This is a genomic window from Streptomyces sp. NPDC058665, from assembly GCF_042714995.1.
GTDB lineage: Bacteria > Actinomycetota > Actinomycetes > Streptomycetales > Streptomycetaceae > Streptomyces.
In genome coordinates this window covers 169706-196360 of sequence record NZ_JBHXRX010000007.1, presented here as the reverse complement: position 1 = coordinate 196360, position 26655 = coordinate 169706, and the positions used below count along the sequence as shown (strand labels likewise).

The 26655-nt window shown below is 70.3% G+C and carries 26 protein-coding genes; 8 read left to right on the top strand and 18 right to left on the bottom strand.

The genetic code is table 11. The features are described 5' to 3' along the window. Positions 1 to 56 precede the first annotated feature (56 nt). Positions 57 to 2909, bottom strand: a complete 2853-nt coding sequence (locus tag ACFWV8_RS06905) for an AAA family ATPase (protein ID WP_384198661.1) — start codon at positions 2907 to 2909, stop codon at positions 57 to 59. A 1827-nt stretch (positions 2910 to 4736) separates the two neighbouring features. Here ACFWV8_RS06905 and ACFWV8_RS06900 point away from each other — a divergent pair. From ACFWV8_RS06900 to ACFWV8_RS06880, 5 genes are all read left to right on the top strand, one after another. Continuing rightward, entirely contained in the window at positions 4737 to 5330 is a 594-nt protein-coding gene (locus tag ACFWV8_RS06900; RefSeq protein ID WP_384198659.1) for a hypothetical protein, read from the top strand. 187 nt (positions 5331 to 5517) lie between these two features. Continuing rightward, entirely contained in the window at positions 5518 to 6087 is a 570-nt protein-coding gene (locus tag ACFWV8_RS06895) for a hypothetical protein (protein WP_384198658.1), read from the top strand. 76 nt (positions 6088 to 6163) lie between these two features. Beyond that, positions 6164 to 6619, top strand: coding sequence for a hypothetical protein (locus ACFWV8_RS06890; RefSeq protein WP_384198656.1), 456 nt, complete (start codon positions 6164 to 6166; stop codon positions 6617 to 6619). A gap of 60 nt (positions 6620 to 6679) precedes the next feature. After that, the gene (locus ACFWV8_RS06885; protein ID WP_384198654.1) at positions 6680 to 6901 is read left to right on the top strand and encodes a hypothetical protein; all 222 of its coding nucleotides are present in this window, start codon (positions 6680 to 6682) and stop codon (positions 6899 to 6901) included. A 38-nt stretch (positions 6902 to 6939) separates the two neighbouring features. Beyond that, positions 6940 to 8100 carry an SPFH domain-containing protein gene (locus ACFWV8_RS06880; RefSeq protein ID WP_384198653.1) on the top strand — a complete coding sequence of 387 codons (1161 nt, stop codon included), beginning with the start codon at positions 6940 to 6942 and terminating at the stop codon, positions 8098 to 8100. A 55-nt stretch (positions 8101 to 8155) separates the two neighbouring features. Here ACFWV8_RS06880 and rpmG read toward each other — a convergent pair whose 3' ends face one another. Together rpmG and ACFWV8_RS06870 are read right to left on the bottom strand one after the other, a co-directional pair. Continuing rightward, on the bottom strand, positions 8156 to 8320 hold the full coding sequence (rpmG, locus tag ACFWV8_RS06875; RefSeq protein WP_329390902.1) for a 50S ribosomal protein L33: 165 nt from the start codon (positions 8318 to 8320) through the stop codon (positions 8156 to 8158). Positions 8321 to 8378: 58 nt separating this feature from the next. Continuing rightward, positions 8379 to 8879, bottom strand: coding sequence for an Lrp/AsnC family transcriptional regulator (locus ACFWV8_RS06870; protein ID WP_384198650.1), 501 nt, complete (start codon positions 8877 to 8879; stop codon positions 8379 to 8381). Between the two features lie 73 nt (positions 8880 to 8952). Between ACFWV8_RS06870 and ACFWV8_RS06865 the strand changes: the two genes are divergently transcribed. Next, positions 8953 to 9429 carry a DUF2000 domain-containing protein gene (locus ACFWV8_RS06865; RefSeq protein WP_384198648.1) on the top strand — a complete coding sequence of 159 codons (477 nt, stop codon included), beginning with the start codon at positions 8953 to 8955 and terminating at the stop codon, positions 9427 to 9429. Positions 9430 to 9436: 7 nt separating this feature from the next. On the opposite strand, the gene ACFWV8_RS06860 is transcribed toward ACFWV8_RS06865, so the two are convergent. The 12 genes from ACFWV8_RS06860 to ACFWV8_RS06805 all read right to left on the bottom strand — a co-directional run bounded on the left by ACFWV8_RS06860 (position 9437) and on the right by ACFWV8_RS06805 (position 22504). Continuing rightward, positions 9437 to 10408: an NADP-dependent oxidoreductase gene (locus tag ACFWV8_RS06860; RefSeq protein ID WP_384198646.1), complete on the bottom strand. Its 972-nt coding sequence runs from the start codon at positions 10406 to 10408 to the stop codon at positions 9437 to 9439. A gap of 186 nt (positions 10409 to 10594) precedes the next feature. After that, positions 10595 to 10759: a hypothetical protein gene (locus ACFWV8_RS06855; RefSeq protein WP_329390908.1), complete on the bottom strand. Its 165-nt coding sequence runs from the start codon at positions 10757 to 10759 to the stop codon at positions 10595 to 10597. Positions 10760 to 10827: 68 nt separating this feature from the next. Further along, the gene (locus tag ACFWV8_RS06850; protein ID WP_384198644.1) at positions 10828 to 11778 is read right to left on the bottom strand and encodes a cytochrome c oxidase assembly protein; all 951 of its coding nucleotides are present in this window, start codon (positions 11776 to 11778) and stop codon (positions 10828 to 10830) included. A 145-nt stretch (positions 11779 to 11923) separates the two neighbouring features. Continuing rightward, positions 11924 to 12949, bottom strand: coding sequence for a 6-phosphofructokinase (locus ACFWV8_RS06845; protein ID WP_329390910.1), 1026 nt, complete (start codon positions 12947 to 12949; stop codon positions 11924 to 11926). A gap of 138 nt (positions 12950 to 13087) precedes the next feature. Beyond that, entirely contained in the window at positions 13088 to 13816 is a 729-nt protein-coding gene (locus ACFWV8_RS06840; protein WP_329390911.1) for a glutamine amidotransferase, read from the bottom strand. Between the two features lie 32 nt (positions 13817 to 13848). Next, positions 13849 to 15087 carry a MurT ligase domain-containing protein gene (locus tag ACFWV8_RS06835; RefSeq protein WP_384198642.1) on the bottom strand — a complete coding sequence of 413 codons (1239 nt, stop codon included), beginning with the start codon at positions 15085 to 15087 and terminating at the stop codon, positions 13849 to 13851. Between the two features lie 368 nt (positions 15088 to 15455). Beyond that, on the bottom strand, positions 15456 to 16637 hold the full coding sequence (gene nagA, locus ACFWV8_RS06830; protein ID WP_384198640.1) for an N-acetylglucosamine-6-phosphate deacetylase: 1182 nt from the start codon (positions 16635 to 16637) through the stop codon (positions 15456 to 15458). Then, a complete protein-coding gene (locus ACFWV8_RS06825) occupies positions 16634 to 18103 on the bottom strand; it encodes a glycoside hydrolase family 3 N-terminal domain-containing protein (protein WP_384198638.1) in 1470 nt (489 codons plus the stop codon). Before ACFWV8_RS06825 ends, nagA begins: the two co-directional genes overlap by 4 nt. A gap of 67 nt (positions 18104 to 18170) precedes the next feature. Beyond that, on the bottom strand, positions 18171 to 18998 hold the full coding sequence (locus tag ACFWV8_RS06820) for a carbohydrate ABC transporter permease (RefSeq protein WP_384198636.1): 828 nt from the start codon (positions 18996 to 18998) through the stop codon (positions 18171 to 18173). Continuing rightward, positions 18995 to 19969: a carbohydrate ABC transporter permease gene (locus tag ACFWV8_RS06815; protein ID WP_384198634.1), complete on the bottom strand. Its 975-nt coding sequence runs from the start codon at positions 19967 to 19969 to the stop codon at positions 18995 to 18997. Before ACFWV8_RS06815 ends, ACFWV8_RS06820 begins: the two co-directional genes overlap by 4 nt. A 16-nt stretch (positions 19970 to 19985) precedes the next feature. Continuing rightward, positions 19986 to 21275 carry an extracellular solute-binding protein gene (locus tag ACFWV8_RS06810; protein ID WP_384198632.1) on the bottom strand — a complete coding sequence of 430 codons (1290 nt, stop codon included), beginning with the start codon at positions 21273 to 21275 and terminating at the stop codon, positions 19986 to 19988. Positions 21276 to 21280: 5 nt separating this feature from the next. Then, positions 21281 to 22504 (bottom strand): ROK family protein, encoded by a 1224-nt coding sequence (locus ACFWV8_RS06805; protein ID WP_384198630.1) that lies wholly within the window; start codon positions 22502 to 22504, stop codon positions 21281 to 21283. A gap of 220 nt (positions 22505 to 22724) precedes the next feature. Here ACFWV8_RS06805 and def point away from each other — a divergent pair, with 220 nt between their 5' ends. After that, positions 22725 to 23261 (top strand): peptide deformylase, encoded by a 537-nt coding sequence (gene def, locus ACFWV8_RS06800; RefSeq protein ID WP_384198629.1) that lies wholly within the window; start codon positions 22725 to 22727, stop codon positions 23259 to 23261. A gap of 89 nt (positions 23262 to 23350) precedes the next feature. On the opposite strand, the gene ACFWV8_RS06795 is transcribed toward def, so the two are convergent. Continuing rightward, positions 23351 to 23995, bottom strand: coding sequence for a TetR family transcriptional regulator (locus ACFWV8_RS06795; RefSeq protein WP_384198627.1), 645 nt, complete (start codon positions 23993 to 23995; stop codon positions 23351 to 23353). Between the two features lie 153 nt (positions 23996 to 24148). Here ACFWV8_RS06795 and ACFWV8_RS06790 point away from each other — a divergent pair, with 153 nt between their 5' ends. Further along, a complete protein-coding gene (locus ACFWV8_RS06790; protein WP_384198625.1) occupies positions 24149 to 25396 on the top strand; it encodes an acyl-CoA dehydrogenase family protein in 1248 nt (415 codons plus the stop codon). 33 nt (positions 25397 to 25429) lie between these two features. On the opposite strand, the gene ACFWV8_RS06785 is transcribed toward ACFWV8_RS06790, so the two are convergent. Beyond that, entirely contained in the window at positions 25430 to 25942 is a 513-nt protein-coding gene (locus tag ACFWV8_RS06785; RefSeq protein WP_384198623.1) for an excalibur calcium-binding domain-containing protein, read from the bottom strand. A gap of 193 nt (positions 25943 to 26135) precedes the next feature. Then, on the bottom strand, positions 26136 to 26624 hold the full coding sequence (locus tag ACFWV8_RS06780; RefSeq protein ID WP_384198622.1) for a glutathione peroxidase: 489 nt from the start codon (positions 26622 to 26624) through the stop codon (positions 26136 to 26138). Positions 26625 to 26655 lie beyond the last annotated feature (31 nt).

Below are 26655 nucleotides of genomic sequence, written 5' to 3'. Positions count from 1 at the left end.
CCGTTGGAGAACGGGCAGGCGGACAGGGCCCCTTGAAGGGATACGGGTGATACGGATCAGACGGACTGGTAGCTGACCGCGTGTGCTCCCTGGAGGAGCTGTTCGCGGTTTCTGATGCCCATCTTGCGGTAGACGCGGGTCAGATGCTGCTCCACGGTGCTCACCGTGATGAACAGCCTCTCGGCGATCTCACGGTTGGCGTACCCCTGCGCGGCCAGCATCGCGACGCGTCGTTCGGACTCGCTGAGGGTGCCGAAACTGTCCTGGGCCACCCGGTCGGGACCGCGGGACCCCTCGGCCGGCCTGGTGTCCATGTTCTGCGGCATGGACGTCGGGAGCAGCGCCTGGCAGAGCGACTCCGCCTGGCAGCTCTTGGCGAGCCGCCACGCGCGCCGGGCGGTCGGCCGTGCCCGCTTGTCGCCCAACTGCTGGTAGGCGCGGCTGAGATCGGCCAGGACCGCCGCCGCCTCGTAACGCGCGCCGCTCGCCTCCAGCAGCCGGAAGGCGTCCCGCAGGATCGAGGGCTGCTTGGCGGTCGCCTGGACCAGCGCCAGGGTGTGCAGGGTCATCCCGCGCGAGCGGGTGAGCCCGTTGTCGGGATTGGTGAGCTGCTTCTCGACGAGCCGGGCCGCCTGCTCCCGGTCGCCCAGCCGCAGCCACACCTCGGCCTCTCCGAGCCGCCAGGGCGCCAGGGCGGGGGTGTCGATGTCCCAGCGCCGCATCAGCGTGCCGCACTCCTGGAAGTCCGACAGCGCGAGATACGTGTTGCCCGTCGCGAGGTGGTGACGGCCGCGCGCGTACAGGTAGTGCAGCCCCGCGCGGGTGAGGAAGAGCGCCGGCGGCGGCTCGGCCGCCAAGTGCTTCGCCGCGGCCTGGTGGTTGCCCATGGCGGTGTGGGCCTCGACGAGCACGGTCAGTGCCAGCGCGCTGCTGACGTTCCACCTCGGCCCGGACAGCCGGGCGTACGCAGTCTCCGCCTGGCGTACGGCGTCCGCCAGCCGTCCGCGCCGCAGGGAGAGGAGCGCGCCGACGCTTTCGATCTGGGCGCGCCAGCCGGGGGCCTCATGTCCTTCCATCTCGGCCGCGACCAGCTCGTACCACGTGGCCGCGGCGTCGAGTTGATCCGCGTAGCACAGGGCCAGCAGCGCCTTCGGCAGACCGCTGAGTCTCGAAGTCGACCGGCTCTGGCTGCCCTGGAACACCTGCTCCGCCAGGGCGACGGCGTATTTGTCGGCGCCGTTCTCAAGGACGAGTGCGAGGGCGTGGCGTGCCCTTAATTCCGCGTGGGACGTCGCAGGGGCGGTGGTGGCCGGGAGCGGACGGCTCAGTCGTTCGAGCAGACCGGGGACTTCGGCGGCCATCAGCATCCGGGTGCTGTGCAGCGCGTTCGACAGGTCCTCGTCGCCGGTGTTGACGTGGTCGACAACCTCCAGTGCCTCGTCGAAGTTGAGGTGGAACAGCATCCCCTCGGCGACCCACAGGGCGTCGTTGCCCGCGAGTTTCCCTTCGAGGATGGGGCCCTTGAGCGCGCGGAAGTGCGGGCCGGACTCGGCGGGCCTGAGCTGCCACTGGCCGAACGCGTAGAGGGACTTGGCCGACAGCCGCTGTCCCTCGTCCGACGAGCACTCGCAGGCCAGCTCCAGATACCGGATGCCCTGCGGTACGTCCCCGTCCTCCATGGCGTGGGACGCGGCCTCCTGGAGGACGGGCAGCACCCATCCGTCGTGCAGCGGGCCGACGTTGAGCAGATGCATGGCGACGGCCTGCGGCGGCGCCCCGCCCTCGTTCAACAGGCAGGCGGCGCGGTAGCGCTGCTGGGTCGCCTCGCCGTGCGGCATCTCACCGAGGACCGCCTGCCGCACGCCCGCGTGCCGCAGCCGCGCGCCCTCCAGCACCCCCATGGTGGTGAACAGCCGTATATAACGTTTCAGCAGTTCGGGGTCGATACCGCTCAGGCGGCTCAGCAGAAGAGGCGTGGTCGCCTCGTCCAGCAGGGCGACGCACCGGGCGACCCGGACCGCGCGCGGACCGAGCCGGTGCAGATAGGCGAGGACCGCCTGGTAGAAGACCGGGCCGATCGACGCCCCGCCCTCGGTGGTCGTCTGGCGGCCGGGGCCCTCGGTCTGCTGCGGGACCGGCCCCGGGGCGGACTCGGACGCCGCGCGCAGCCGGTGCTCCTCGATGAGCGCCAGCGCGAGCAGCGGGTTTCCACCGCTCAGCCGGTGGATCTCCACGATCAGCCGGTCCGACGGCAGGACCGGGAGCCGGCTCGCGGCCAGCCCCATGAGGTCCACGCGCGTGAGCGGCTCCAGATGGAAGTGGCGCGCGCTGGTCCGGTACAGCAGGTCGTCCAGGACCCGAGCCGGCTGCTCGTCGACGGAGACGCCGTGCGTGAAGACCAGCGTGAGCGAGAGCTGGGTCAACCGCTGCGCCAGGTGGCGCAGGCAGGTCAGGGTGGCGGTGTCGGTGTGCTGGATGTCGTCCACCGTGATGAGCACGGGGTGCCAGGTGGTCAGTTCGGCGATGACCTGGTAGGTCCGTCGGGCGACGGCCAGCGGGTCGTCGTGGGCCCCGGGCGGGGCGAGCGCGGCGGCCACATCGGCCGCCCTGCCGGTACGGAGAGTGCGCGGGCCCCCGTTGCCCGGACCCTCGGTGGCGATGCACTGCGTTTCGATCGAGTGCAGGAGCTGGGCGAGGGCGCTGTACGGAACCTCGCGCTCGTGGGGTGAACTCACCACGCTGAGCACGATGGTGCCCGCCGAAGTCGCCCGCTCCGCCAGTGCGTTGAGTGTCGTGGTCTTCCCGACCGCGGTCGAACCGCTGATCGCGGCGATGGCCCCCCTGCCTCGCGTGGACTGGATCAGCAGATCGTCGAGCTGTTCGAGTATCTTGTCCCGTTCCTTCAACACTACGAGCCTTCCCCCCCTGTTTACACCTTTTGGTCGTGCAGGCTGGACTCTGTTTCCGGCGCACCCAGAAACGGAACCCAGTCGTCAATATGAGAAGCATAGTGACCGTATTCGGTCACCACCCGGCGATAGGATAAGCGCTGTCGCGCTAGGGAGTGGTAAGTGCCGCTGTGCGAAATCTCCTAGTAACCTCGGCGGCGATTACCGGCCCGTAGGGGAACTTTCGAGGGTCCGCAGAGCCGGGTCTGCTGCTGTACGGGGCGAATTGGGCGGGTGCCGACACCCGGAGTCGGCTGCTTCACGGACTGCCCGTACTACGATACGGTCCTCACCGTCGGTCGCGGTTACCAAAAACGCTTCCCTCGCCGATTCAAGCGCGTCGGCTTGCTTTCGGCCAAAACCCTGAGGACCAGCGACGATCTGGCCCCCGGCGACCTAGACGGAATCCATACGCGAAGGGTTCCGGTCGTGACGTGTTCATCACGCGGATAGGTGAAGTCGGTGTTACCGGTGAGTTCGCAGGGACCGAGTGATGCGCCCGCGACGCGGCCCCCGGTGCGTACGTGCGCAGACCGCCGCGGCGGGGCCGACGGGTTCGCGCGGAGCGGCCGGCAGAGGTGCGGGACGACCGACTCCGAGTACGGGGAACGGGAGTTGAAGACCCCGTGAATCCACCGCGGTCCACGCGGTGACCGTGTGAACGCCCTGGTGAGGCGCCGGGAGGGGCCCAGGTCCCGGGGGTGTGGTCCCGGTGGACCGCGAGCGGCGCGCGGCCGAATCGCCCCGCGCACAAACGCGCCGAGCGTGCTCCCTTGGCAAATCGGCTCGCCTCGGGTCCGGACATCCCCGCGCGCTTTTCCCGTACGACGATGACGGACCGAAGCATGCGGCGGACGGACCTTTTGGGCGCACTGGATGAACGGCTGTCGGCCTTAAGATGCCCGGCTGTATGCCCTGGTCGGAGAAGTGCGCGAGCCCCGGCATTCCGTTTGCCACGGATAGTGCGGTGGGCGCAAGGCCGACGGCGGCCGGGCGGCGCGAAATTGAAGACAGCAGGCGCGCGGGGGGCGCGAGCGGCGCGCGGCGGGGCTGTTTACCTTGTTGTTGAAAAACAATAGCCACGCCTTTTCCCTCGCGCCATAGTCCACCCCGGGCGGGGGATACCGGTCACGTGCGGGTACTTGCGGGCGACGGGACGGCCCGTTCGGGCGAGGGCGCTCCCGTGGTGAAAACATAGCGCATCGGCGTTGTCGAACTCGCCGAGTTCGGCGCCCCCGAACAGCGCCCCGCAGGTGGGCTGTCGGATCCGGGCTCCGCAGCCGGGCCGGGCGACCGCTGTGGAGCCGCGGGACCGGGCGAGGATCGGCCGCCTTCCTTCGCTCCCCAAGACCGGAACGTGCCCGTCAGGATGGGCCGCGGCCACAAGCGGAACCGAAATAGGGGTTGGGGAATAGGGGTAAATAAATAGGGGGTGAGTAGGGGGTGTATCCGCACGGTCGGGCTCGCGCCCAGGTCGGATCGCGCGCCGTCGGCGCCTCGGCGCATGAGCGCGAGCCTCGATCCCCGGCATCCGCCCCCTACGTCCCGCCGGGGGACCCTCGTTGGCCCTCGCGGGCCGTCATGTCCCGCCGTACGGCACGGACTTGGGGTTCCTCACACGGCCTCGGCGTATCGGGCGGCGCACTCCGCCCCGTCATCGGGGTCCATGTCGGGAATAGGCCGGTACTCGCCCTCAAAGGGCATGCGACTCGTCACATTCACCGCAATTGGCCGGTCCTGCGCCTACCGAGTGTTCCTCGCACAGGTTTATCGGCCATACTGCCAGCCGTGGAGCGCATCGATCCGATAATCCAGCCCGTACCCGCCGCGGGAACCGATCCCGGATTCATCCCTGGGCTCATGGCACCCCGCCTCGTAGAGGAGGCTGACGACGCCGCCAAGGACGTTCCTCAGGAGGCCGCCGACGAGGAGAAGGCCGAAGAGCTGACCGAGGAGGCCGAGACCTCCAAGGCGTCGGCCGTCGCCGACCCTGAAGCCGAGACCGACGACAAGGCGGACGGCGCGGACGACCCGGTCGCGGCGGTCTCCTTCAACAAGGACGCCCCGGACGACGGCGACACCGACGCCGACGCCGACAAGGACGGTCCCGTCTTCGACATCAGCGACCGCCGCGCCTCGATGACCGCCGACCGCACGGGCATCCGCCTCCGGCTCGACGAGACCGAGGCGGAGTTCGGCTGGGACGAGATCGGCGCCGTGGAGATCGAGACCCCCAGGTTCACCCGCCGGTTCACCGTCACCCTGCACACCACCGGCCGCCGTCACTACCAGTCGGAGGTCGACGCACCCTCGCGGGGCAGCCTCAAGAAGTGGACGGCCGACCTCGACGCGGTGCTCGACGCCTACTTCGAGGAAGCCTGACCGGACGCCTCGGGCGCCCCGTCACCACTCCAACTCCTCGGTACTCCTCGGTCCCGGCCGGGCCGCACTCCGACGGCCCAGCCCAGGTGGCCGGTCCCTCGGCCCTGCTGTGCACTTGGGGCGAGCGGCCCCGATCGGGCGGGCCGTGTGCTGCCCGCGCGGGCGGCCGACGATCGAGGAGTCCCTGATGAGACGGCACACCAGGACAGTCACCGCGCTGGCCTCCGCCCTGCTGCTCGCCACCGCGGCGGCCGGCTGTTCGGACGGCGGTGGCGACAACGGCAGCGCCGCCGACACCGACACCGGCAGCCAGGCGGACAGGCGTGAGGCCGAGGTGGTCCCGGCGGTGTCGTCGTCAGCGGCCCCGAATGTCGACGTCAAGAACAACAACTCCCTCGGCAAGATCCTCGTCGACAACAAGGGCATGACGCTCTACGAGTTCGACAAGGACACCAAGAACAAGTCGATGTGCAACGGAGCGTGCGCCCAGCAGTGGCCGCCGTTCACCGTCAAGACGACGCCGGCCGCGGGCAGCGGGGTCAAGGGCAATCTGCTGAAGACCACCAAGCGCGACGACGGCAGCATGCAGGTGACCTACAACGGACGCCCGCTCTACCACTTCGCCGACGACACGAAGGCCGGCCAGACCAACGGGCAGGGCCTCAACGCGTTCGGCGCCAAGTGGTACGTCATGGGCCCCGACGGCAAGAAGATCACCAAGAACTCCGGGAACAGCAGCGGCGGCGGCGGTTACTGATCGCCGGCAGCTCCGGTCCACGACCACTCGGAGCCCGGCAGGCGGGTCCGTCCCCGGGGGGTGAATGGAGACCTCCATGTCATCACACACCCCCGCGCACGCCGCGCCCCGGCGCAGGGGCGGCGCGGGCCGCATCGTGCGCGGCGTGGTCCGGGTGCTCGCGGCGGCGGCCCTGGCCCTCGACGCGTACTACCACGCGGATCTCGCGCCCCAGTACGACGGCATCAGTGAGGACATCAGCCAGGGCGACCTCTTCCGGATCGAGGCCGGCCTCTCCGCGCTGGCCGCGCTGCTGGTCCTCGTCTGGCGCCGGTTCGTGGGCGACGCCTACGCCTGGGCGGTGGCGGCGGGCGGACTCGCGCTCCTGCTCGTGTACCGGTACGTGAACGTCGGCGTCCTCGGCCCGTTCCCGAACATGTACGAACCGATCTGGTTCGGCGAGAAGCAGGCCACCGTCGTGGTCGAGGCGATCGCCGTCGTGGCCACGGCGTATCTGCTGATCTTCCGTCCCCGAGGCAGACGTCTGTATTGACCCGGAGTAGCCTGATATGAGCGGAAGCGTGCTGAGCGCTGGAGGTGAGGGCGACGATTCATGTCCGGCACAGATGACTCCGCGCAGAGCCCGGTGGGAGCGGTCGGACGCATCACGGTCCCGATCCCGCCGGACGGCCCCGGAGAGGTACTGGTGGCCGTACGCGGCGGTTCCGAAGCCTACGCGGCCTGGTGCGACCGGCCGATCGCCACGAACGTACGGGTCCTGGTGACCGACCGTTTCTCGGCCCGCTCGGTGATGGTGGAGCCTCTTCCCGACTGATGCGAGTGCGAGTGTGTAGTGAGGACAGGAGGTCCCGCATGTTGTTCTGGCGCGTTCCAGCACCGAACGAGGCGATGCTCATCTCCGGTTCCAAACGGCAGGTCCAGGACACCCAGTTCCGGATAGTCACCGGTCACGGCAGTTTCGTTCTACCCATCAAGCAGAAGGCCCGCATGCTGTCCCTGGCGTTGCGGGAGGCGGAGATAGCCGAGGACTGTGTCACCCAGCAGGGCATCCGGCTGACGGTGCGCGCGGTGACCGTCTTCAAGGTCGGTGACGACGCGGTGTCGATCGCCAACGCGGCCCGGCGCTTCCTCGCCGAGCAGGACCGGATGGAGGAGCTGGTGGGCCGGATCTTCGCCGGTCACCTGCGGTCCATCGTCGGTGGACTGACCGTCGAGCAGATCATCCGCGAGCGGGACCGGGTCGCCCAGGAGGTGAAGGCGGCCAGCCACAGCGAGATGGAGAAGCTCGGCATCGTCGTCGACGCCCTCCAGATCCAGGAGATCGAGGACGCCACCGGCTACATCAACAACCTGGCGGCGCCGCACGCCGCGGCTGTCGCGAGCCAGGCCCGTATCGCCGCGGCCAGGGCCGACCAGGAGGCCGCCGAGCGCGAGCAGCAGGCGGAGGCGCTGAAGGCCGAGTACGAGAGGGACACCTCGATCAAGCGCGCCGGCTTCCAGGCGGAGACCGAGCAGGTACGGGCCCGCGCCTCCCAGGCCGGACCGCTCGCTCAGGCGAAGGCGTCGCAGGACGTCATCGAGGAGCAGACGGCGCTGGCCGAGCGGCAGGCGATGCTGGCGGCCCAGCGGCTGGAGGCGGAGGTCAGGCGCCCCGCGGACGCGGAGGCGTACCGTCAGCGGACGCTCGCGCAGGCCCAGGCCGACGCGAACACCGCGCGCGCCCTCTCGCTGCGGGAGGGGAACCAGGAGCTTCTCGCGGCCAACCGGGTCGTGGAGGTGCTCCCGGAGCTCGCCGACGCGGCGGCGAAGGGCCTGGCGGACTCCAACCTCACCGTTCTCAACGGCACCGACGGTGTCAACGAGATGGCGGCGGGGCTCGTCGGCCAGGGCATGACCATCCTCAACTCGCTCCAGCACCGGGGTGATTCGACCCGGGCACCGGCGGAGCAGAGCCGGGATGCGGCGCCCAACGTGAACGGACAGGCACCGGTGAAGGCGGACACCACCAAGTGACGAAGAGGGGCTTCCCGCCTCGGGCGGGAAGCCCCTCGCGATCAGCGATCAGTGATCAGCGCTCTTCGCGGAAGTCGACGTGCCGACGGGCGACCGGGTCGTACTTGCGCAGGACCAGACGGTCCGCGTCGCTGCGGCGGTTCTTGCGGGTGACATACGTATGGCCGGTGCCCGCGGTGGAGCGGAGCTTGATGACCGGACGGAGTTCGTTGTGTGCCATGAGCACATCATACGATAATGGTTCCCATTTCCAAAATGGCCTGCTTCCTGCTCTCCGCTCACCGCTTTCGTCGCCCCGCACCCCGCCGCCGGCTCTCCTCGGCCGGCCGTGAGATCGACCGCGACTGGACGTGCTCGTAGACCATCGTCGTCTGTACGTCCGCGACCTCGCGGCGCTCGGTGAGACGGTCGATGACGAAGGCGTACAGCCCGTCGACGTCGGGGACCGCCACATGCAGGAGGAAATCGTGCGGGCCCGACGTCACGAACAGCCCGATGGTCTCCGGCAGCCCCGCCGCCCACTCGCGGAACCCCTCGATCACGGGCCGGGACGGCGGTCTGATCCGTACGGAGATCAGCGCCTGTACGGGGCGGCCCACCGATTCCAGGTCGAGCGCCGCGTGGAACCCGTCGATCACGCCCCGCTCGCGGAGGATCTTGACCCGCTCCAGCGAGGTGGAGGGGGAGACGCCGGTCTTGGCGGCGAGATCGCGGTTGGTCTGCCGTGCATCGTGCTGGAGCTCCCGCAGCAGAGCCCAGTCGAGCGCATCAAGTTCCATGTTTCTATCCCTCGGCCGTACGAAGTGCGCCGGAACTCCCCATCGTACGCATGGCTGCCTACCGTTCTGAGGTATGACCGTTCAGAACGACATCTCTCAGCTCCGCCGCGACGGCGCGACGACCGGCCTCTCCACCCGTCAGGCCCCGCTCAAGTGGGTCGTCGTCATCGACGAGTCCCTGCCCGCCGGGCGCGCGGTGAACGCGGCGGTCTGTACGGCCGCCGCCGTCGGCAGGGCCCTGCCAGACCTGCTCGGGGGCGACGGCCGGGACGGCTCGGGGCGGCTGCACCCGGGGCTGCCCTGGGCGGGCTGTTCCGTCCTGGCCGCCGACGCCGCCACGCTCCACGCCCTGCGGGAGAAGGCGACCGCCAAGGAGGACGTCTTCGTGGTCGACATGCCGGAGCCCGCGCAGACGTCCCGGATCTACGACGAGTACCTCGGCCTGCTCGCCGGTACGAAGCACGAGGATCTGACCTATCTCGCGGTCGGCCTCGTCGGCCCGCGCAACCGGATCGGCAAGCTCGTCGGCAAACTGCCCCTGCTGCGCTGACGGACCGTCAGGAGGTCACGCTCAGCACGATCTTCCCGCGCGTCCGTCCCTCCTGGACCCGTCGGTGTGCCTCGGCCGCGTCCGCCAGCGGCAGGACGCCCTCCACCTCGACGCGTACGACGCCCTCGTCGATCAGCCCGGCGATCCGGCTGAGGGAGACGCCGTCCGGCTCCACCAGGAAGGCGGTCGCGTTCAGCCCCCGCGCCCGCGCGGCGTCCAGCAGTTCCGGCGCGACGCCGGACGGGACGGCGACGATCGTGCCGCCCGGCCGCAGGGTCTTCAGCGAGCGGCTGGTCGTCGCGTCGTGCCCCTCGCCCACCAGGTCGATGACGACGTCGACGTCGCTCACGGCCTCCTCGAAGCGGACCCGGGTGTAGTCCACGACCTCGTCCGCGCCCAGTTCGCGCAGCCACTCGTGCTTCGCGGCGCTCGCCGTCCCGATGACATGCGCCCCGAGGTGCTTCGCGAACTGCACCGCCAGATGCCCCACGCCGCCCGCAGCCGCGTGGATCAGCACCCGCTGCCCCGCTTCCACGTGCGCCGCGTCCACCAGCGACTGCCAGGCCGTCAGCCCGGCGAGCGGCACGGCGGCGGCCGTGTTGTGGTCGAGCGTGCGGGGCTTGAGCGCGAACTGCCGTGAGGGCGCGGTCACATACTCGGCGTACGCGGACGCGGGCCGCGGGAACCACGGCATCCCGTACACCTCGTCGCCCACCTTCAGCGTGTGCACACCGAAGCCGACCTCCTCCACCACACCGGACACGTCCCAGCCCAGGACGAACGGGGGAGCGCCGAGGAGACCGGCCATGCCGCCGCTCTCGCGCGACTTCCAGTCGACCGGGTTCACGCCGGCCGCGTGCACCCGTACCAGCACCTCGGTCGGGACCGGACGGGGCCGCGGGCGGTCGGAGAGACGCAGCACCTCGGGCCCGCCGAGGGAGTTCTGGGTGATCGCGCGCATGGTCGGCTCACTGCTCATGTCGGTGAAGTCTCCTGAAAGAGTGCGTGCCGGGGGAGCGCCGAGGACGCCGGTCCCGGTCGGTGGATCTTCGACACCGCGAAAGTACTCCCCGGGGACCGCTTTCCCGCAAGACCCGAGCCGGGTCTCTCAGCGGTGACCGGCTGACCGGCTGACCGCGGCCGACCGACGGCGGGCCGGCCCGCGTCAGTTGCCGCCGGCGGCGACCATCGCGAGCGTCACCAGCACCAGTACCACCCACCCGAACCAGAGCCAGCCGCTGCTCCCCAGCGCCGCCGTGTAGGCCGTCACGACCACCAGCGCGCCGACGGTGATGACCCCCATTGCCTTCGTGGATCCGGAACCGGACATGGGCGACCTCCTCAGCGGCCGTGACCGTGGCCGTAAGGACCATCGTCACCCGAAAGGTGGCTTCCGCGCTACCGTCCGCGTGTCTGCAACGACGCGAGGTAGGCGTTGTACGCGGCCAGCTCCTTGTCACCGTCCCGGTCGGCGGCCCGGTCCGAGCGCTTCGCCTGACGCTGGTCGGAGCGGTACCACTGATACACCAGCGCGATCAGCACGAGCACGGACGGGATCTCGCTGAACGCCCAGGCGATGCCGCCGGCGGCGTTCTGGTCGGCGAGCGCGTCGATGCCCAGGGACGCCGGGGGATTCTCGTAGGCCCGCACCATCGGCTCGCTCGCCATCATCAGCGCGATCCCGAAGAACGCGTGGAACGGCATCCCGGCGAACAGCTCCAGCATCCGCATCAGATAACCGGGCCGGTGCGGCCCCGGGTCCACGCCCATGATCGGCCAGAAGAAGACCAGCCCGACGGCCAGGAAGTGCACCATCATCGCGATGTGCCCCGGCTTCGACTCCATGAGGAAGTCGAAGAGCGAGGTGAAGTAGAGACCGTAGAGGCTCGCGATGAACAGCGGGATCGTGAAGGCGGGATGCGACACGAACCGCAGGAACCGGCTGTGCAGCAGCGCCAGCAGCAGCTCACGCGGCCCCCTGCGGCCCCGGCCCGCGACCGGCAGCGCCCGCAGCGCCAGGGTCACCGGCGCGCCCAGGAGCAGCAGGATCGGCGAGACCATGCTGATCACCATGTGCTGGACCATGTGCACGCTGAACATGACCATGCCGTAGTCGTTCAGCGCGGTGCACATCACCAGGGCCACACTCAGCACGCCGAGCACGAAGGGGACGGTGCGGCCCGGCGACCAGCTGTCGCCCCTCGCGCGCAGCCGCAGGACGCCCCACCCGTACAGTGCGAGCGCCAGCAGACATCCGACCAGGAAGAAGGTGTCGGGCGAGAACTCCAGCGCGCGGCCCAGCGTGAACGGCGGCAGATCCATGGTCGTGCCGTGCTCGCCGTGATCCATACGTGCTCTCCCACCGCGACGATCCCGAATGGTGCGATGTGTCCGCACCCGGGACCAGAGTAGAACCGCCCCCGGCGCCGTTCGCGGCCGGGGGCGGTTCGTCGTACGAAAGCGGGCGGTTCAGCCGTGCCTGGGGCTCAGCGGCTCAGAGCACGCACTCCGCCTCGGCGTAGCGCTCCGCCGGTACCGTCTTCAGCGTCTCGACGGCCTCCGCGAGCGGCACCATGAGGATGTCCGTGCCGCGCAGCGCCGTCATCATGCCGAATTCGCCGCGGTGCGCCGCCTCCACCGCGTGCCAGCCGAAGCGGGTCGCCAGCACCCTGTCGTACGCGGTCGGCGTCCCGCCGCGCTGGACGTGGCCCAGGATCACCGGCCGCGCCTCCTTGCCCAGCCGCTCCTCCAGCTCGACCGAGAGCTGCCTGGCGACGCCCGCGAAGCGCTGGTGTCCGTAGATGTCCTTGCCGCCCGCGTCGAACTCCATCGAGCCCTCACGGGGCTTGGCGCCCTCGGCGACCACCACGATCGCGAACCGCTTGCCCGCCGAGAACCGCTTGCCGACCAGCTCGGTCAGCTCCCCGATGTCGAAGGGCCGCTCCGGGACGACGATGGCGTGCGCACCGGCGGCCATGCCCGAGTGCAGCGCGATCCAGCCCGTCTGCCGCCCCATGACCTCCACGATCAGGACGCGCTGGTGGGACTCGGCGGTGGTCTTCAGCCGGTCCAGCGCGTCCGTGGCGACACCGACGGCGGTGTCGAAGCCGAAGGTCACATCCGTGGAGGAGATGTCGTTGTCGATGGTCTTCGGTACGCCGACGATCGGCAGCCCCGCCTCGGAGAGGAGGTTGGCGGCCTTCAGCGTGCCCTCGCCGCCGATCGGGATGATCGCGTCGAGACCCAGGTCGGCCACATGCCCCTTCGCGCGCTCCACACCGTCACGCAGATGCGCGGGCTGGACCCGGGAGGAACCGAGGATCGTGCCGCCACGGGCCAGGATGCCGCCGACCGCGTCGAGGTCGAGCTTGCGGTAGTCGCACTCCAGCAGACCCTTCCACCCGTCGTGGAAGCCGATGACCTCGTCACCGTGGTCGACGACGGCGCGGTGCACCACGGACCGGATCACCGCATTGAGACCGGGGCAGTCGCCGCCGGAGGTGAGCACACCAATTCGCATTGCCCGGAGAACCTTTGCAACGTGGGCCGACGGCCGGACCGCGTCGTCCGGCTGAATCCCCGCCACCCTACCGGCGCGGAGTGGCGGGGCCGAACCAGGCGTCCGACTGCTGGACACCCCTCGGTTGAACGGAAGACGTCAGGCCGGCTGCGTCGCGGCGGCGATCCGCTCGGCGCGCAGCGCCTCGTACCAGCGGTCGTCGGCCGGCGGGAGCGCGTTGACGTCGAGTGCCAGCTTCAGTAGCAGATCGGCGATCAGCGGGTTCCGGGCCAGGACCGGGCCGTGCATGTACGTACCGAACACCGTGTCGTTGTACGCGCCCTCCGTGCCGTCACCCGTGCCGTTGCCCCCGCCGAGCGAGACCCGCGCGAACGGCCGGGCGCTCGGGCCGAGATGGGTGATGCCCTGGTGGTTCTCGAAACCGGTCAGCGGCGGCAGCCCCAGGTGGGGATCGATGTCGCCCAGTACGTCTCCGACGCAGCGCGCGCCCTCGCCACGGGTGGAGATCACGTCGAGCAGCCCTAGACCGCCCTCGCGCTCGCCCAGGTCGTTGACGAACTCGTGGCCCAGGATCTGGTACCCGGCGCAGACCGAGAACACGATCGCGCCGTTGGACACCGCCCGGTTGAGACCGCCGTCACGGCGCAGCCGCTCGGCGGCGAGCCGCTGCGGCCGGTCCTCGCCGCCGCCGATGAGATAGATGTCGCCCGAGGTCGGTACGGCCTGGTCGCTGCGGACGTCCACACGCGTGACGTCGAGCCCCCGCTGCCGGGCGCGGCGCTCCACCACCAGCGCGTTGCCCTGGTCGCCGTAGGTGCTCAGCAGGTCCGGGTAGATCCACACCAGCCGCAGACTGTTGTCACTCATTCTTCGCTCCTTCCTCTCCGACTTCATCTGTCTCAGTTGCCGACACGGCGGCGCAGGTCCTGGAAGGACGTGTAGTTCGCGATCGCCTCGATGCGTCCGGGGGGTGCCATCTGCACGGCCTCGTCGGCGGTCGCGCACACCCGGAAGTCCAGGTTCGCGACCTCAAGACGCACCGCCAGGTCCAGCTTGCGGTCGCCGATGACGAAGATCGGGTGACCGGCCAGCCGGGTGTAGTCGACGTCCCACAGCCAGGAGGTGTCCGTGCCGTCGGCGCCGCGGGCGTTGACCGCGAGGATGACGGGAGCGGGCGGCGGGTCGATGAGCGAGAAGGTCTCCAGCCAGCCCGCCGGGTTCTTCGCCAGCAGCAGCCGCAGGTCACGGCCGAGGAAGGACACCACGTCGTACCGGCCGGCGACGGCCTGCACCTGGTACATCCGCTCCAGGGCGACCTGCGGGGGCACGCCGAACGTGGCCGCGACGGCGGCTGAGGTGGCGGCGTTCGCGCGGTTCGCGCGGCCCGGCAGCTGGAGGTGGATCGGCCAGGCGGAGCCGTGCGGGTCCAGGACGTGCTCGCCGTGCAGCGCCCAGCTCGGCGCGGGCCGGCGGAAGCCGCACTGGCCGCAGAACCAGTCGTCGCCGGGCCGCTGCATCACACCGCCGCAGGCGGGGCAGGACCAGGCGTCGTCCTTCCACTCCTGTCCGGCGGCGACCCACACCACGTTCGGGGACGACGAGGCGGCCCAGACGACCAGCGGGTCGTCGGCGTTGGCGATGACCACGGCCTTCGTACCGGCCAGGCCCTCGCGCCAGTGCTCGGCGAGCATACGGGTCTCGGCGGCGCGGTCGAGCTGGTCGCGCGAGAGGTTGAGCAGGGCGATCGCCTTGGGCGTGGTGTCGCGCCCCACACCGGCGAGGTACTTCTCGTCGACCTCGATCACGCCGTACTTGGCGTCGGAACCGCCCGCGAGGGCGGAGGTGATGCCGGCCGGCATGTTCGCGCCCAGCGCGTTCGACACCACGGGGCCGCTGGCCCGCAGGGCCTCGGCGATCAGCCGTGTCGTGGTCGTCTTGCCGTTCGTCGCCGACACGAGCACGACGTCCAGATGCTGTGCGAGAGCCGCCAGCAGATCCGGGTCGAGCCGCAACGCCACCTTGCCGCCGATCACCGATCCGCTGCCGCGTCCCGCAGCGCGCGACACCGCCGCTGCGGCCTTGCCTGCCGTCACGGCCAGCTTGGCCCGTGGCGACAGCGGGTCCGTGTTGCCTGCCATCGTCCTTGATCCTCCTCGCGTCGGTCCGGGCTCAGCCTATCGAGATACGCGCACAGGCCCGAACCACGGCACCTGCGAAGGGACCGATCGTTGTCACACGTACGCCTGAACGAAGCCGCAGGGCGGGCGCGCCGGAGAGCCGCCGGGGGCCTCGGTGCGGCGGTTCCCGGCCCGGAGAGCTGGGCGTTTCCCCGGCGGCGCCCGGTGTTCGCACGGCTTACGGCCCCATTCCCGCCGGTCCTGCCGCCACGCGGGGTGCCGCCGGGCCGTGCCCGGCGGCGGTGGACCACACCGGACGGCCGGGCGTCTCGGCCGATCCCCGACGGTCCGTCACATCCGCGCCGACGACCAGGTCTTGAACCGGATGTTCACCCCACCTCCACACCGCCGAGCCATACGCGGGCGGGTCGCAGGTCCGGGCCGAGCTCCACCAGGTCCGCCCGCAGGCCCGGCCGCAGTTCGCCCCGGTCGCTCAGACCGAGCAGCCGGGCGGCGGTGCCGGACGTCATCCGGACCGCGTCCGGCAGCGGGATGCCCACCGTCGTCACGGCTCTGCGGAACGCCTCCGCCACGAACAGCGTCGACCCGGCGAGCGTGTCGGTGCCACGCAGCGTGGCCACCCCGTCCGCGACGGTCACCTCGCGGTCCGCGAAGGTGTACTCCCCGTCCGGCATGCCCGCCGCCGGCATCGCGTCACTGACCAGCATCAGCCGGTCGGGGCCCGCCACCCGGTGGGCCAGCCGGACGGTGTCGTCGGCCAGATGGTGCCCGTCCAGGACGAGTTCGCAGACCAGCCGCCGGTCCAGCAGCGCGGCGGCGACCGGGCCCGGCTCCCGGTGGTGCAGCGGCGGCATCGCGTTGAACAGGTGCGTCACCGCGCGGGCACCGAGATCGGCGGCCCGCGCGAACCGGTCCGCGTCCGCGTCGGTGTGACCCAGACAGCAGACCAGCGCGTCCGCGTATGCGCGGATCAGCTCCGGCGCGCCCGGCAGTTCGGGCGCCACGGTCATCGACATCGCGTGCCCGCCCGCCGCGTCGATCAGCCGCGCCAGCAGGTCCGGGTCGGGATCGCGCAGCGCGGAGCGGGTCTGCGCGCCGCGCCGCAGGGGCGACAGGAACGGTCCCTCGAAATGGATGCCGGCCAGACTGGGCGCCGACCCGTCGTCGATGACCGACGCGACCGCGCGTACGGCCGCCTCCATCGCGGCCGGCTCGACCGTCGCGACGGACGCCAGCATCGTGGTCGTACCCCGCGCGAGATGACCCGCCGCCGCCCCCCGTACGGCGGCGGGATCCCCTGCGTAGACCGAGTGCCCGGCGCCGCCGTGACAGTGCGGGTCCACGAACCCCGGCACGACGGTCCGGCCGCCCAGCTCCACCACGCTCGTGGGCCCGCCCGGCGGGGCGCCCGTACCCACCGAGTGGATACGGCCGTCCCGTACGAGGAGCCACCCGTCCAGGACACCGGCGTCGGGCGTGACGAGCCTGCCGCCGGTGAACAGCCGCCCGCCGGTGCCTTCCGGCCCCGGTGCCGGACGGCCCGCCGTCATCGCGTGCCCAGCAGCGCGTCCACCGCGGCCCGCGCGCACACACGCGAGGCTCCGAAGGTGCGTACCCAGCCCCGGAAGCCGCCGAAGTCATGGCCCGGGACGCCCATGTCGACCACCACACAGCCGGGGTAGCGCTCCAGCAGCTCGTCCAGGACCGGCCCCTGCCAGGGGAACCGGTGCGAGCTGCGCACCAGCAGCACCACATCGGCGTCCGGCCCGAACTCGTCCAGATACAGGCCGACTTCGGCCCTGATCAGGCCCTCGGCGTTGTAGGTGTCACCGGCCACCGCGAGCGCCTCGACATCGATGCCCGCCGCGCGCAGCGGCGCCTCCACGCCCCAGGAGGCGCCGCCCTGCGCGGGCGAATGCGTCGGGTCGAGCCGTACGACCAGGGCCCGCTTCCCCTTGAGCGCCGCGTCGCCCCGTACCTCCAGGACATCGCGGGCCTGCTGCTCGCCGACCGTGTCGTCGTGTACGACGCCGGTGGCGCGCGGCCGGGTGCCGAGCTTCGCGAGACGGGCGTTCGCCTCGCGCAGCCGCACCTCGGGCAGGGTGCCGTTCTCCACGGCTGCCACCAGGGCGGCAGCCGCCGCGTCGACGTCGTCCCCGAACGCCCACGCGCCCAGGCACAGGGCGTCGGCGCCGGCCGCGACGGCCCGGACGGCCGCGTCGGGCAGGCTCGCCACGTCGGCGATCCCGCGCATCTCCAGCGCGTCGGTGATCACGACGCCGTCGAAGCCCAGCTCGTCGCGGAGCAGTCCGGTGAGTACCGCGGGGCTGATGGTGGCCGGGACGTCGTCCAGCCGGCTGAGGTGGACGTGCGACACCATGATGCTGTCGACCCCGGCGGCGATGGCCGCGCGGAACGGGTCGAGGTAGTGGTCCACCAGTTCCTGCCGGGACAGGTCCACGGTGGGTGTGCCGAGATGCGCGTCGGTGGAGCTGAGGCCGTGGCCGGGGAAGTGCTTGGCGCAGGCGCTCACCCCCGCGGCCTGGAGCCCCTCAACCCAGGCGGCGGCGTGCTTGGCGACCAGCGCGCGGTCGGCGCCGAAGGTGCGGATGCCGTTGGGGGAGAGGGGGTTGACGGCCGCGTCGACGGCGGGCGCCAGGTCCCAGTCGATACCGGCCTCCACCAGCGAGAGGCCGATCTGGTAGGCGGACTCACGGGTCCGCGCGGGATCGTCGAGGCGGCCCAGGGCGTGATTGCCCGGTACGGACGTACCGCCGTGGTTCTCCAGGCGGTTGACGTCGCCGCCCTCCTCGTCGACGGAGAGCAGCACATGGTCACGGAGGCCGTGCAGGGCCGTGGTCAGCTCCCGTACCTGTTCGGCGGAGGCGATGTCCTTGCCGAACAAGACGAAGCCGCCGAGTCCTCTCGCGACCCGGGCGCGCGCCCACCTGGGGACGGTCCTGCGTCCGAGCGCGGGGAACAGCACGCCGTGGGCGAGCCGGGACAGCTCGGTCATGATTCGATTCCTCACCTTGCGGTTGGTCGTCGTGCGGTGATGTGCGATGTGCCGGCGCGGGGCCCGGTCATCCCTTGACCGCGCCACTGGTCATGCCGCCGACGAGGCGGCGCTGCACCAGCAGGAAGAAGATGAGTACGGGGACGGAGAAGATCGTCGAGGCCGCGATCATCGCGCCGTAGTCGACGCTCTCCGAGGTCTTGAACGACACCAGCCAGACCGGCAGTGTGTAGTTCTCCTGAGATTTCATGATCACGTAGGCGAAGATGTAGTCGTCCCAGGCGTTGACGAAGGCGAAGATCGACGTCGCCACGATGCCCGGCATCAGCAGGGGCAGCAGCACCCGTACGTACATCTGGAAGCGCCCGCACCCGTCGACGAGCGCGGCCTCCTCCAACTCGACGGGGACGCCGTCCACGAATCCGCGCAGCGTCCAGATCGTGAACGGCAGCACGAAGGTCATGTACGTCAGGACGAGGCCGGGCAGGAAGTCCAGCCCGCCGACGGACCTGAGCATCAGATACACCGGGATGACCATGGCCGCCGCGGGCACCATCTGCACCAGCACCAGAATGGTCAGGACCGCCTTGCGGCCGGCGAACCGGAACCGTGCGATCGCGATCGCCGCGAACAGCGAGATGACCAGCGACAGGACCACCGAGGAGAGCGTGACCGTCAGCGAGTTGCGGACGAACACCCAGAAGCCCGGCTTGTCCAGCGCCCGGGTGAAGTTCTCCAGGCTGATCGGCCAGGGCACGAACTTCGGTACCGAACTGAGGATGTCCGACCGCTGCTTGAGCGCGGTGGCCACCATCCAGTAGACGGGGAACACCATCACGGCCGAAACGGCCATCGCGATCGTGTTGTTGACCCCGCGCCGTCTGCGGGTGCTCATACGACATCTCCCTGCCGGGACAGCCTGCGGACGTAGGCGACGGAGAACAGGGCGAGGATCACCACGGTCACCACCGCGACCGACGCGCCGCTGCCGTACTCGTTGCGGCTGAACGCGGTGATGTACGCGTAGACGCCCAGCGTGGTGGTCGCCCCGTCGGGACCGCCCTGCGTCAGCACCCAGATCGGGGTGAACGAGTTCACCGACCAGATCACTTCGAGGATGGTGAGGATCGCCAGGACGGGCCGCATGATCGGAATGGTGATGCCGCGGAACATCTGGAGGGTCCCCGCACCGTCGAGGCGGGCCGCCTCGTACAGGGACTCGGGTATCTGACCGCGGGCGGCGAACAGGGTCAGCGCGACGAACGGCAGCCCCTTCCAGACCGTCAGCAGGATGATCAGGCCCAGTGCCTGGGTGGGGTGCGAGAACCAGTCGTAGACCGACATGTCCCCGAACACCCGGGCCTGGGTGAGCAGCCAGTTGGCGACGCCGTACTGCGGCTGGAACATCCACTGCCAGACCAGCGTCGCCGCCACCATGGGCATCGCCCACACCAGCACCAGACAGACGGTGGTGACGACACGGGCCCACGGCGAGATGCCCATCAGCAGATGCGAGATGAGGAATCCCAGCACCATCAGCAGCGTCACGCATACCAGCGTGAACACCACGGTCCGCAGCAGGACCGCCAGGAAGTCGGCGTCCGTGAAGATCCGGGTGAAGTTGTCCAGGCCGATGAAGTCCGACTGCCCGGTGAACAGCGAGCGGGGGCCGAACTCCTGCGTCGACAGGGTCAGCAGCCGGACCAGGGGATACCCCTGGATCAGCAGGAGCGCGGCCAGCGCGGGGGCGATCATCGCCCAGGGCAGCATCCGGGACCGCCGTGCCGGGCCGCGCCGGCCCGGTGGCCCGGTGCGGCGGTCCCTGTCCGGTGCGCGCACCGGACGGTGCTTCTCAGTGAGTGCCATCAGGCGTCCAGGGGTGTCAGTCGCTCAGCGAGTTGAAGGCTTCCGTCGCGTGCTTGTCGTACGCGGCGGACGACGAGGCGATGTCCGCACCGCTCGCGATCTTCGAGAAGAACTGTTCGTTGTAGCGCTCGGTCTCCAGGGTCGCCTCGCCGGGACTGTTGGGCAGTGGCCGGCTCACCTTGCTGGCCTGCGAGGCGACGGTCAGCTGCTCGGGCACACCGGCCGGGGTGAACTCCGGTGAGATCGGCAGCAGGTTGAGCTCCAGCGCCATCCGCTGCTGGAACTTCTCGCCGGAGACGATCCGCAGCCAGTCCTCGGCGGCGTCCCGGTCGGGGCTGCCCGCCGCGATACCGATGGTCGACCCGGAGACGATCACGGGCATCGCGCTCTTCTCGGTGTAGCCCGGCATCGCGAAGAAGCCGATGTTCTCCTTCATTTCGGGATTCTTCTCGATGACGGCGGCCGGCTCCCACGCCTTGACGTACGCCATGGCGGCCTTGCCGTCGGCGAAGAGCTGGTCCTGGTCGGGGCTGTCGGTGTTCACGCCGCGCGAGGAGGGGGTGGAGCAGGTGTCCTGGAAGTCCTTCCAGGCGCCGAGACCGGACTGGTTGGCCGCCGACGACATCTCGGCCTGCCACGTGCCGTCCTTCCGCGAGGCGACCTTGCCGCCCTTGCCGAAGAGGAAGGGCATGCCGTTGAACCAGTACTGGCCCGGCAGATAGAAGCCGGAGAAGTTGGCCGTGTCCTTGTTCGACTTCGCGAGCGCGCCGCAGTGTTCCTGGAGCTCGGCGAGGGTCTTCGGCGGTGAGGTGATGCCCGCTTCCGCGAACATCTTCTTGTTGTACATGACGATCTTGGTGCCGCCGTAGAGCGGGACGGCGTACAGCTTGCCGTCGAACTCGGAGGGGGTGGAGAGGCCGTTCAGCCAGCCCTCCGAGCCCTCGAAGGACTTTTTGTCCTCCGTGAGATCGGCGAGGCCGCCGGAGTAGGTCTGCAACGGGGTCTGGGTGTTGCCCATCTCCACGATGTCCGGCGGGTTGCCGCTGGCCAGCGCGGTGGTGATCTTGGTCGCGACACCGTCCCACTGCTGTATCTGGATGTCGACGTCGACGTCCGGATGCCTCTTCTTGAACTCGGCGGTCACCTCCTTGATCAGAGGGTTGTCGCCGGGCCCGCCGGTCATCATCCAGATCGTCAGCTTGTTGTCGGAGTCGGACTTCGCCACCCCGCCACCGCCGCACGCCGTGAGCGTGAGCGCGAGGACCGGAAGTGCCGCGAGCGCACACCGGGTCCGTGATCGATTCATCGTTGTCACCCTTCTGCCAGCTGCTTGTCGTGGGTGGTGCGGGAGGTGGGGCAGTCCGCGAGGCGGCGGATGACCAGGTCGCGGTCGACGGCCACGGACGCAGCGTCCTCGGCGCTCACGCCCAGCGAGTCGTAGAGGCGGCCGAGCGAGGTCGCCATGGAGCCGAGCAGGCCCGCCGAGTCGCCGAGATCCGCTCTGCGCACCACGCTGCGGACGCCGACCGTGTCGGCGACCTGGTCGCTGATCGCCGTCAGCCGCGCGGTGTCGAAGGACTCCGAGAAACCGCCGGTGAGGACCACGGTGGCGGGCTCGTACGAGAGGGCGACGATGGTCACGAGATGGGCCAGCGCGCCGTGCACCTCGGCGAGCAGCGGCGCGTACGCCTCCGGGTCCTCGAACAGGGCCCGCGCCGTGGGTACGTCGACTCCTCTGCCGCGCGCGTACGCCACCAGGTCAGCCCCGGACAGCAGATCGCGCAGCCGCTCGTCGCGACCGGGCAGGGGGAGCCGGCCGAACTCGCCGAGCAGACCGGTCCTGCTGAGCAGCACCTGTCCGTCGATGGAGACGGCGGAGCCGAGGCCGGTGCCCATGGCGAGCAGTACGGCGGTCTCCCGGTCCGGCAGTGATCCGTACTGGAGTTCGCCCCGCAGGGCGAGGTTGGAGTCGTTTCCGACCGCGGTCTCCACGCCCACGAGGGCGGAGACCTTCTCGATGAAGCGGGTGCCCTTGATCTGGCCGAGATTGTGCGATGCCACGACGGCCCGTCCGTCGCCGGTGACGACACCGGGCAGGCCGATCGTGACGGTGTGCAGGGGTACGCCGTCGCCGTGCCGGTCGACGAGGTCGGTGATCCGGCCGGCCACCCAGGCGGCGAGTTCGTCCGCCGACGCGTCGCGCGGCGTGGTGTCCCGGCTCCTGATGATCGCGCGGCCCAGCGCGTCCGCCACCACGACACGGCAGTTGGTGCCGCCGAGGTCGACTCCGCAGACGAGGGCGGAGCGGTGGTTGAAACTCACGGACGTCGACTGTCTGCCCGGACCTTCCCTGAGCACCCGGAAACCCTCCAGGGCCAGCGACTCGGCCATCAGGTCGTCCACGATGCGGAACACCGTGGCCCGGCTCAGGCCGGTGTCCGCGATGAGCCGTTGACGGTCCATGTCCGCGCCGGACAGCAGGGCCGCGATCACGGCGCTGCGGTTGGAGGTGCGGGGGAGCGAGGTAGTTGCCACAATTCCTCTCACTCTGAGATTAATTCGGTGGCGCAACTCTAGGCACAGGTGAGCGATGAAAACCAGACATGAGGCGCATCACATTCCGGTAAACGTGACGGCCCACCCGTGAGGCTCTCGTCCCGGGCGACGACGTACCCTGGCGCGACGGCGACGAGCGAACCCGGCACCCACCGAAGGCCGGTGCGCCGGCGGTCGGCCGGGACGGAGCGTCAAGACCATGCGAAACCGGCCGATCCCCGGCAGCGCCGGACGGGTCCGTCCCCTGCGGCTGCTCGGCGACCCGGTCCTGCACGCGCCCTGTGGGCCCGTCACGGACTTCGGGCCACAACTCGCGCGGCTGGTCGACGACTTGTTCGCGACGATGTACCGGGCGAGCGGGGTCGGTCTCGCGGCGAACCAGATCGGCGTGCCGCTACAGGTGTTCGTGTACGACTGCCCCGACGACGAGGACGTCCGCCATCTCGGACACGTCGTCAATCCCCGCCTCGTGGAGGCGGACGGGGTCACCGTACGAGGGCCCGAGGGCTGCCTCTCGCTGCCCGGACTGGAAGCGGGCACGGAGCGGTTCGACCACGCTGTGGTGGAGGGCGTGACGGTGGACGGCGAGCCCGTACGGATCGCTGGCACCGGGTTCTTCGGGCGCTGTCTCCAGCACGAGTGCGACCATCTGGAGGGGCTCGTCTACGCGGACCGGCTGACGGGTCTGCGCCGGTCCAGGCTGCTGCGGGCGGCGCGGCGGGCGTCCTGGAGCTGAGCGCCGGACCCCGTCGTGTCTTCGGCCGGCTCGGTCAGGTCTTGTCGGCGCGGTCGGCGCGGTCGGCGCGGTCGGCGCGGTGGGCCCGGTCAGAGCCCCGGGCTGCCCGCCCGGTCGTCCACCGCCGACAGCCTGCCCCACAGCAGATCCGCCAGGCTGCTCACCAACTGGGCGCGTGAGCAGGGGCGTTCACCGAGCCACCAGTCACCGGCCGCGTGCATCATGCCGACGATCCCATGGCCCCAGACCCGGGCCAACTGGGCGCTCTCCGGGCCGAGGTCGACCCGCTCCTCGATGACGATGGCCAGCTCCTCGCCGAGCCGGCGCAGCAGCGGCGCCGAGTGCCGGCCCACGTCGAAGCCCTGCTCCGGGAGTTGGCTGTCCTCGGCGGGGTGCATCAGGAACCGGTACACCTGCGGGCGTGCCTCGATCGCCGCGAGATATGTGTCGAGCGTGGCCTCCACCCGCTCGCGTCGGTCGGCGGGCGCGTCGAGCGCTGCCTTCAACGCGCTGAGCAGCGCGTCCGTATGACGCTTCGCCAGGGCGCGGTAGAGCCCGCCCTTGTCGCCGAAGTGGCGGTAGAGGATCGGCTTGGTGATGCCGGCCTCGGCCGCGATCGCGTTCATGGAGGCCTTCGGCCCGTCACGCAGCACCACCCGGTCGGCGGCCTCCAGGAGTTGGCGGCGCCGCTGATGGGCGGAACGGTGCTGGTCGGCCTGCTGTGTGGTCCCCATGGGTGTCTCCCCGCCCGTGCGATTCCGTGACGCCCCGGCAACGTAACACCAAGGCCACCGCCCCCGCAGATCAGCCTGCCGCAGGTTGACATCCTCTACTTGCCGGTAACAGACTGTTGTTACCGTAAGTAACAGCAGTGCTGGAGGATGACGATGGCCGAGTTCACGTTCGAACTCAACGATGACCAGAAGCAGGTACGCGACTGGCTGCACGGGTTCGCCGCCGATGTCATCCGCCCGGCCGCCGCCGAGTGGGACGAGCGGGAGGAGACTCCCTGGCCCGTCATCCAGGAAGCCGCCAAGGTCGGTGTCTATTCCCTCGACTTCTACGCACAGCAGTATTTCGACCCCACGGGCCTCTCCATCCCGATGGTGATGGAGGAACTGTTCTGGGGCGACGCGGGCATCGGCCTGTCGATCGTCGGCACCGGACTCGCCGCCGTCGGTGTGCTCGCCAACGGCACCGAGGAGCAGATAGGCACCTGGATACCGCAGATGTACGGCGACGCGGACGACGTGAAGGTCGCCGCGTTCTGCTCATCCGAGCCCGACGCCGGATCGGACGTCGCCGCCATGCGCACCCGTGCGGTCTACGACGAGGCGAAGGACGAGTGGGTCCTGAACGGGACCAAGACCTGGGCGACCAACGGCGGTATCGCCAATGTGCATGTGGTGGTCGCCGTGGTGGACCCCGAGGCCGGCTCCAAGGGGCACGCCTCCTTCATCGTCCCGCCCGCGACGCCCGGACTCTCCCAGGGACAGAAGTTCAAGAAGCACGGCATCCGCGCCTCGCACACGGCCGAGGTCGTCCTGGAGGACGTACGCGTCCCGGGCCACTGCCTCCTGGGCGGCAAGGAGAAGCTGGACGAGCGGCTGGCCCGCGCCCGCGAGGCGCGGGCGGGGGTCGACGGGTCGGGGATCAGCGGCGGCGAGCGGGTGAAGAACGCGGCCATGGCGACCTTCGAAGCCTCACGCCCGGCGGTCGGGGCGATGGCGGTGGGCACGGCACGAGCGGCGTACGAGGTGGCGCTCGACTACGCCAAGACCCGCAGCCAGTTCGGCCGCCCGATCATCGACAACCAGGGCGTCGCGTTCCAGCTCGTCGACATGCGCACCCGGATCGACGCCGCCCGGCTGCTCGTCTGGCGCGCCTCCTGGATGGCGGCCACGGGCAAGCCCTTCTCCGCCGCCGAGGGCTCGATGTCGAAGCTGTACGCGAGCGAGACGGCGAAGGAGGTCACCGCGCGGGCGGTGCAGATCCTCGGCGGCAACGGCTTCACCCGGGAGTACCCGGTGGAGCGGATGCACCGCGACAGCGCGATCTACACGATCTTCGAGGGCACCAGCGAGATCCAGCGCCTGGTCATCGCGCGCACGCTGTCGGGGATGCCGATCCGCTAGGACGTGTCATCTCGACCGGCCGGCCCTGGCGGCTCACTCGCAGGCGATGCCGTCACCGTCGCGGTCCAGGTGCGAGCCGTAGCCGGGGTCGCCCCTGCGGATGGGGGCGGCGCCGGCGGCCCGGACGGCCGTGCAGTTGGCGTAGTACGTGGAGCCGCCTCCCGAGCCGCCCGTGTCCGAGCCCCCCGAGCCGGTCGACCCGCCGCTGTTGTCGTCGGCGGCGGGTGCGACCGTGACCCTGACGGTCTTCGTCTCGGTGACCGTCGGCGCGGGCTTCGGGGTGGCTGTCACCGTCTCCGTCGCCGCCGGTTCGGGGGTGGCCGTCGCGGTGGCGGTCACCGTCGCCGTGGCACCCGGCTTCGCGTCGGCCGTGTTCTCCGTCCGCGTCGTGTCGCCCGAGGAGCCGATGCCGAAGCCCAGGAAGAACAGCACCGCGACCACGGGAAACAGCACCCGCTTCCGAGTCCACTTCGGACGGCCGGGCGGCGGTGTCGGCGGCCCGACATACGGGTTGGGACCGGGCGCGGCAGGTGGTGAAAAGCTCATGTGTCCCCCAAGGGCGGCTCTGTGAGGGGATGACCGTAGCGAGGCGACTTGCCCCCTTGTAGGGACATCGGGCCCGTTGTGGCGAGATCGTGATGAAAGCGTGAACGCATGGTGGGTACACCGGTGCCGGGTCCGGACGCGCCGGTGCCCGGCCCCCTGACAGGGGACCGGGCACCGGCGTGAAGTGCGTGCGTTACGCGGGGAGTTGAGCCTGGATCGCCGCGATGACCTCGGGGGCCTCCGGCTCCGTACGGGGACGGATACGGCCCACGACCTCACCCTCCGGGGAGATCAGGAACTTCTCGAAGTTCCACTGCACGTCGCCCGCCTCGCCCTCGGCGTCGGCCCGCTCGGTCAGCGCCGCGTACAGCGGGTGCCGGTTGTCGCCGTTGACCTCGGACTTCTCCAGCAGCGGGAAGCTCACGCCGTACGTCGTCGAGCAGAACGTCTCGATCTCCTCGGCGCTGCCCGGCTCCTGGCCCGCGAACTGGTTGCAGGGCACGCCCACCACCGTGAGGCCCCGGTCGCCGTACGTCTGCTGGAGCCGCTCCAGGCCCTCGTACTGCGGAGTGAGACCACACTTCGACGCTACGTTCACCACCAGCACCGCGCGGCCCTTGTACGCGGCCAGGGATGTGGGCTCACCGCTGAGGGTGCGCAGCGGGATGTCGTACACAGTCATCAAGATCTCCTAGGAGCAGTCGGTCCACGCG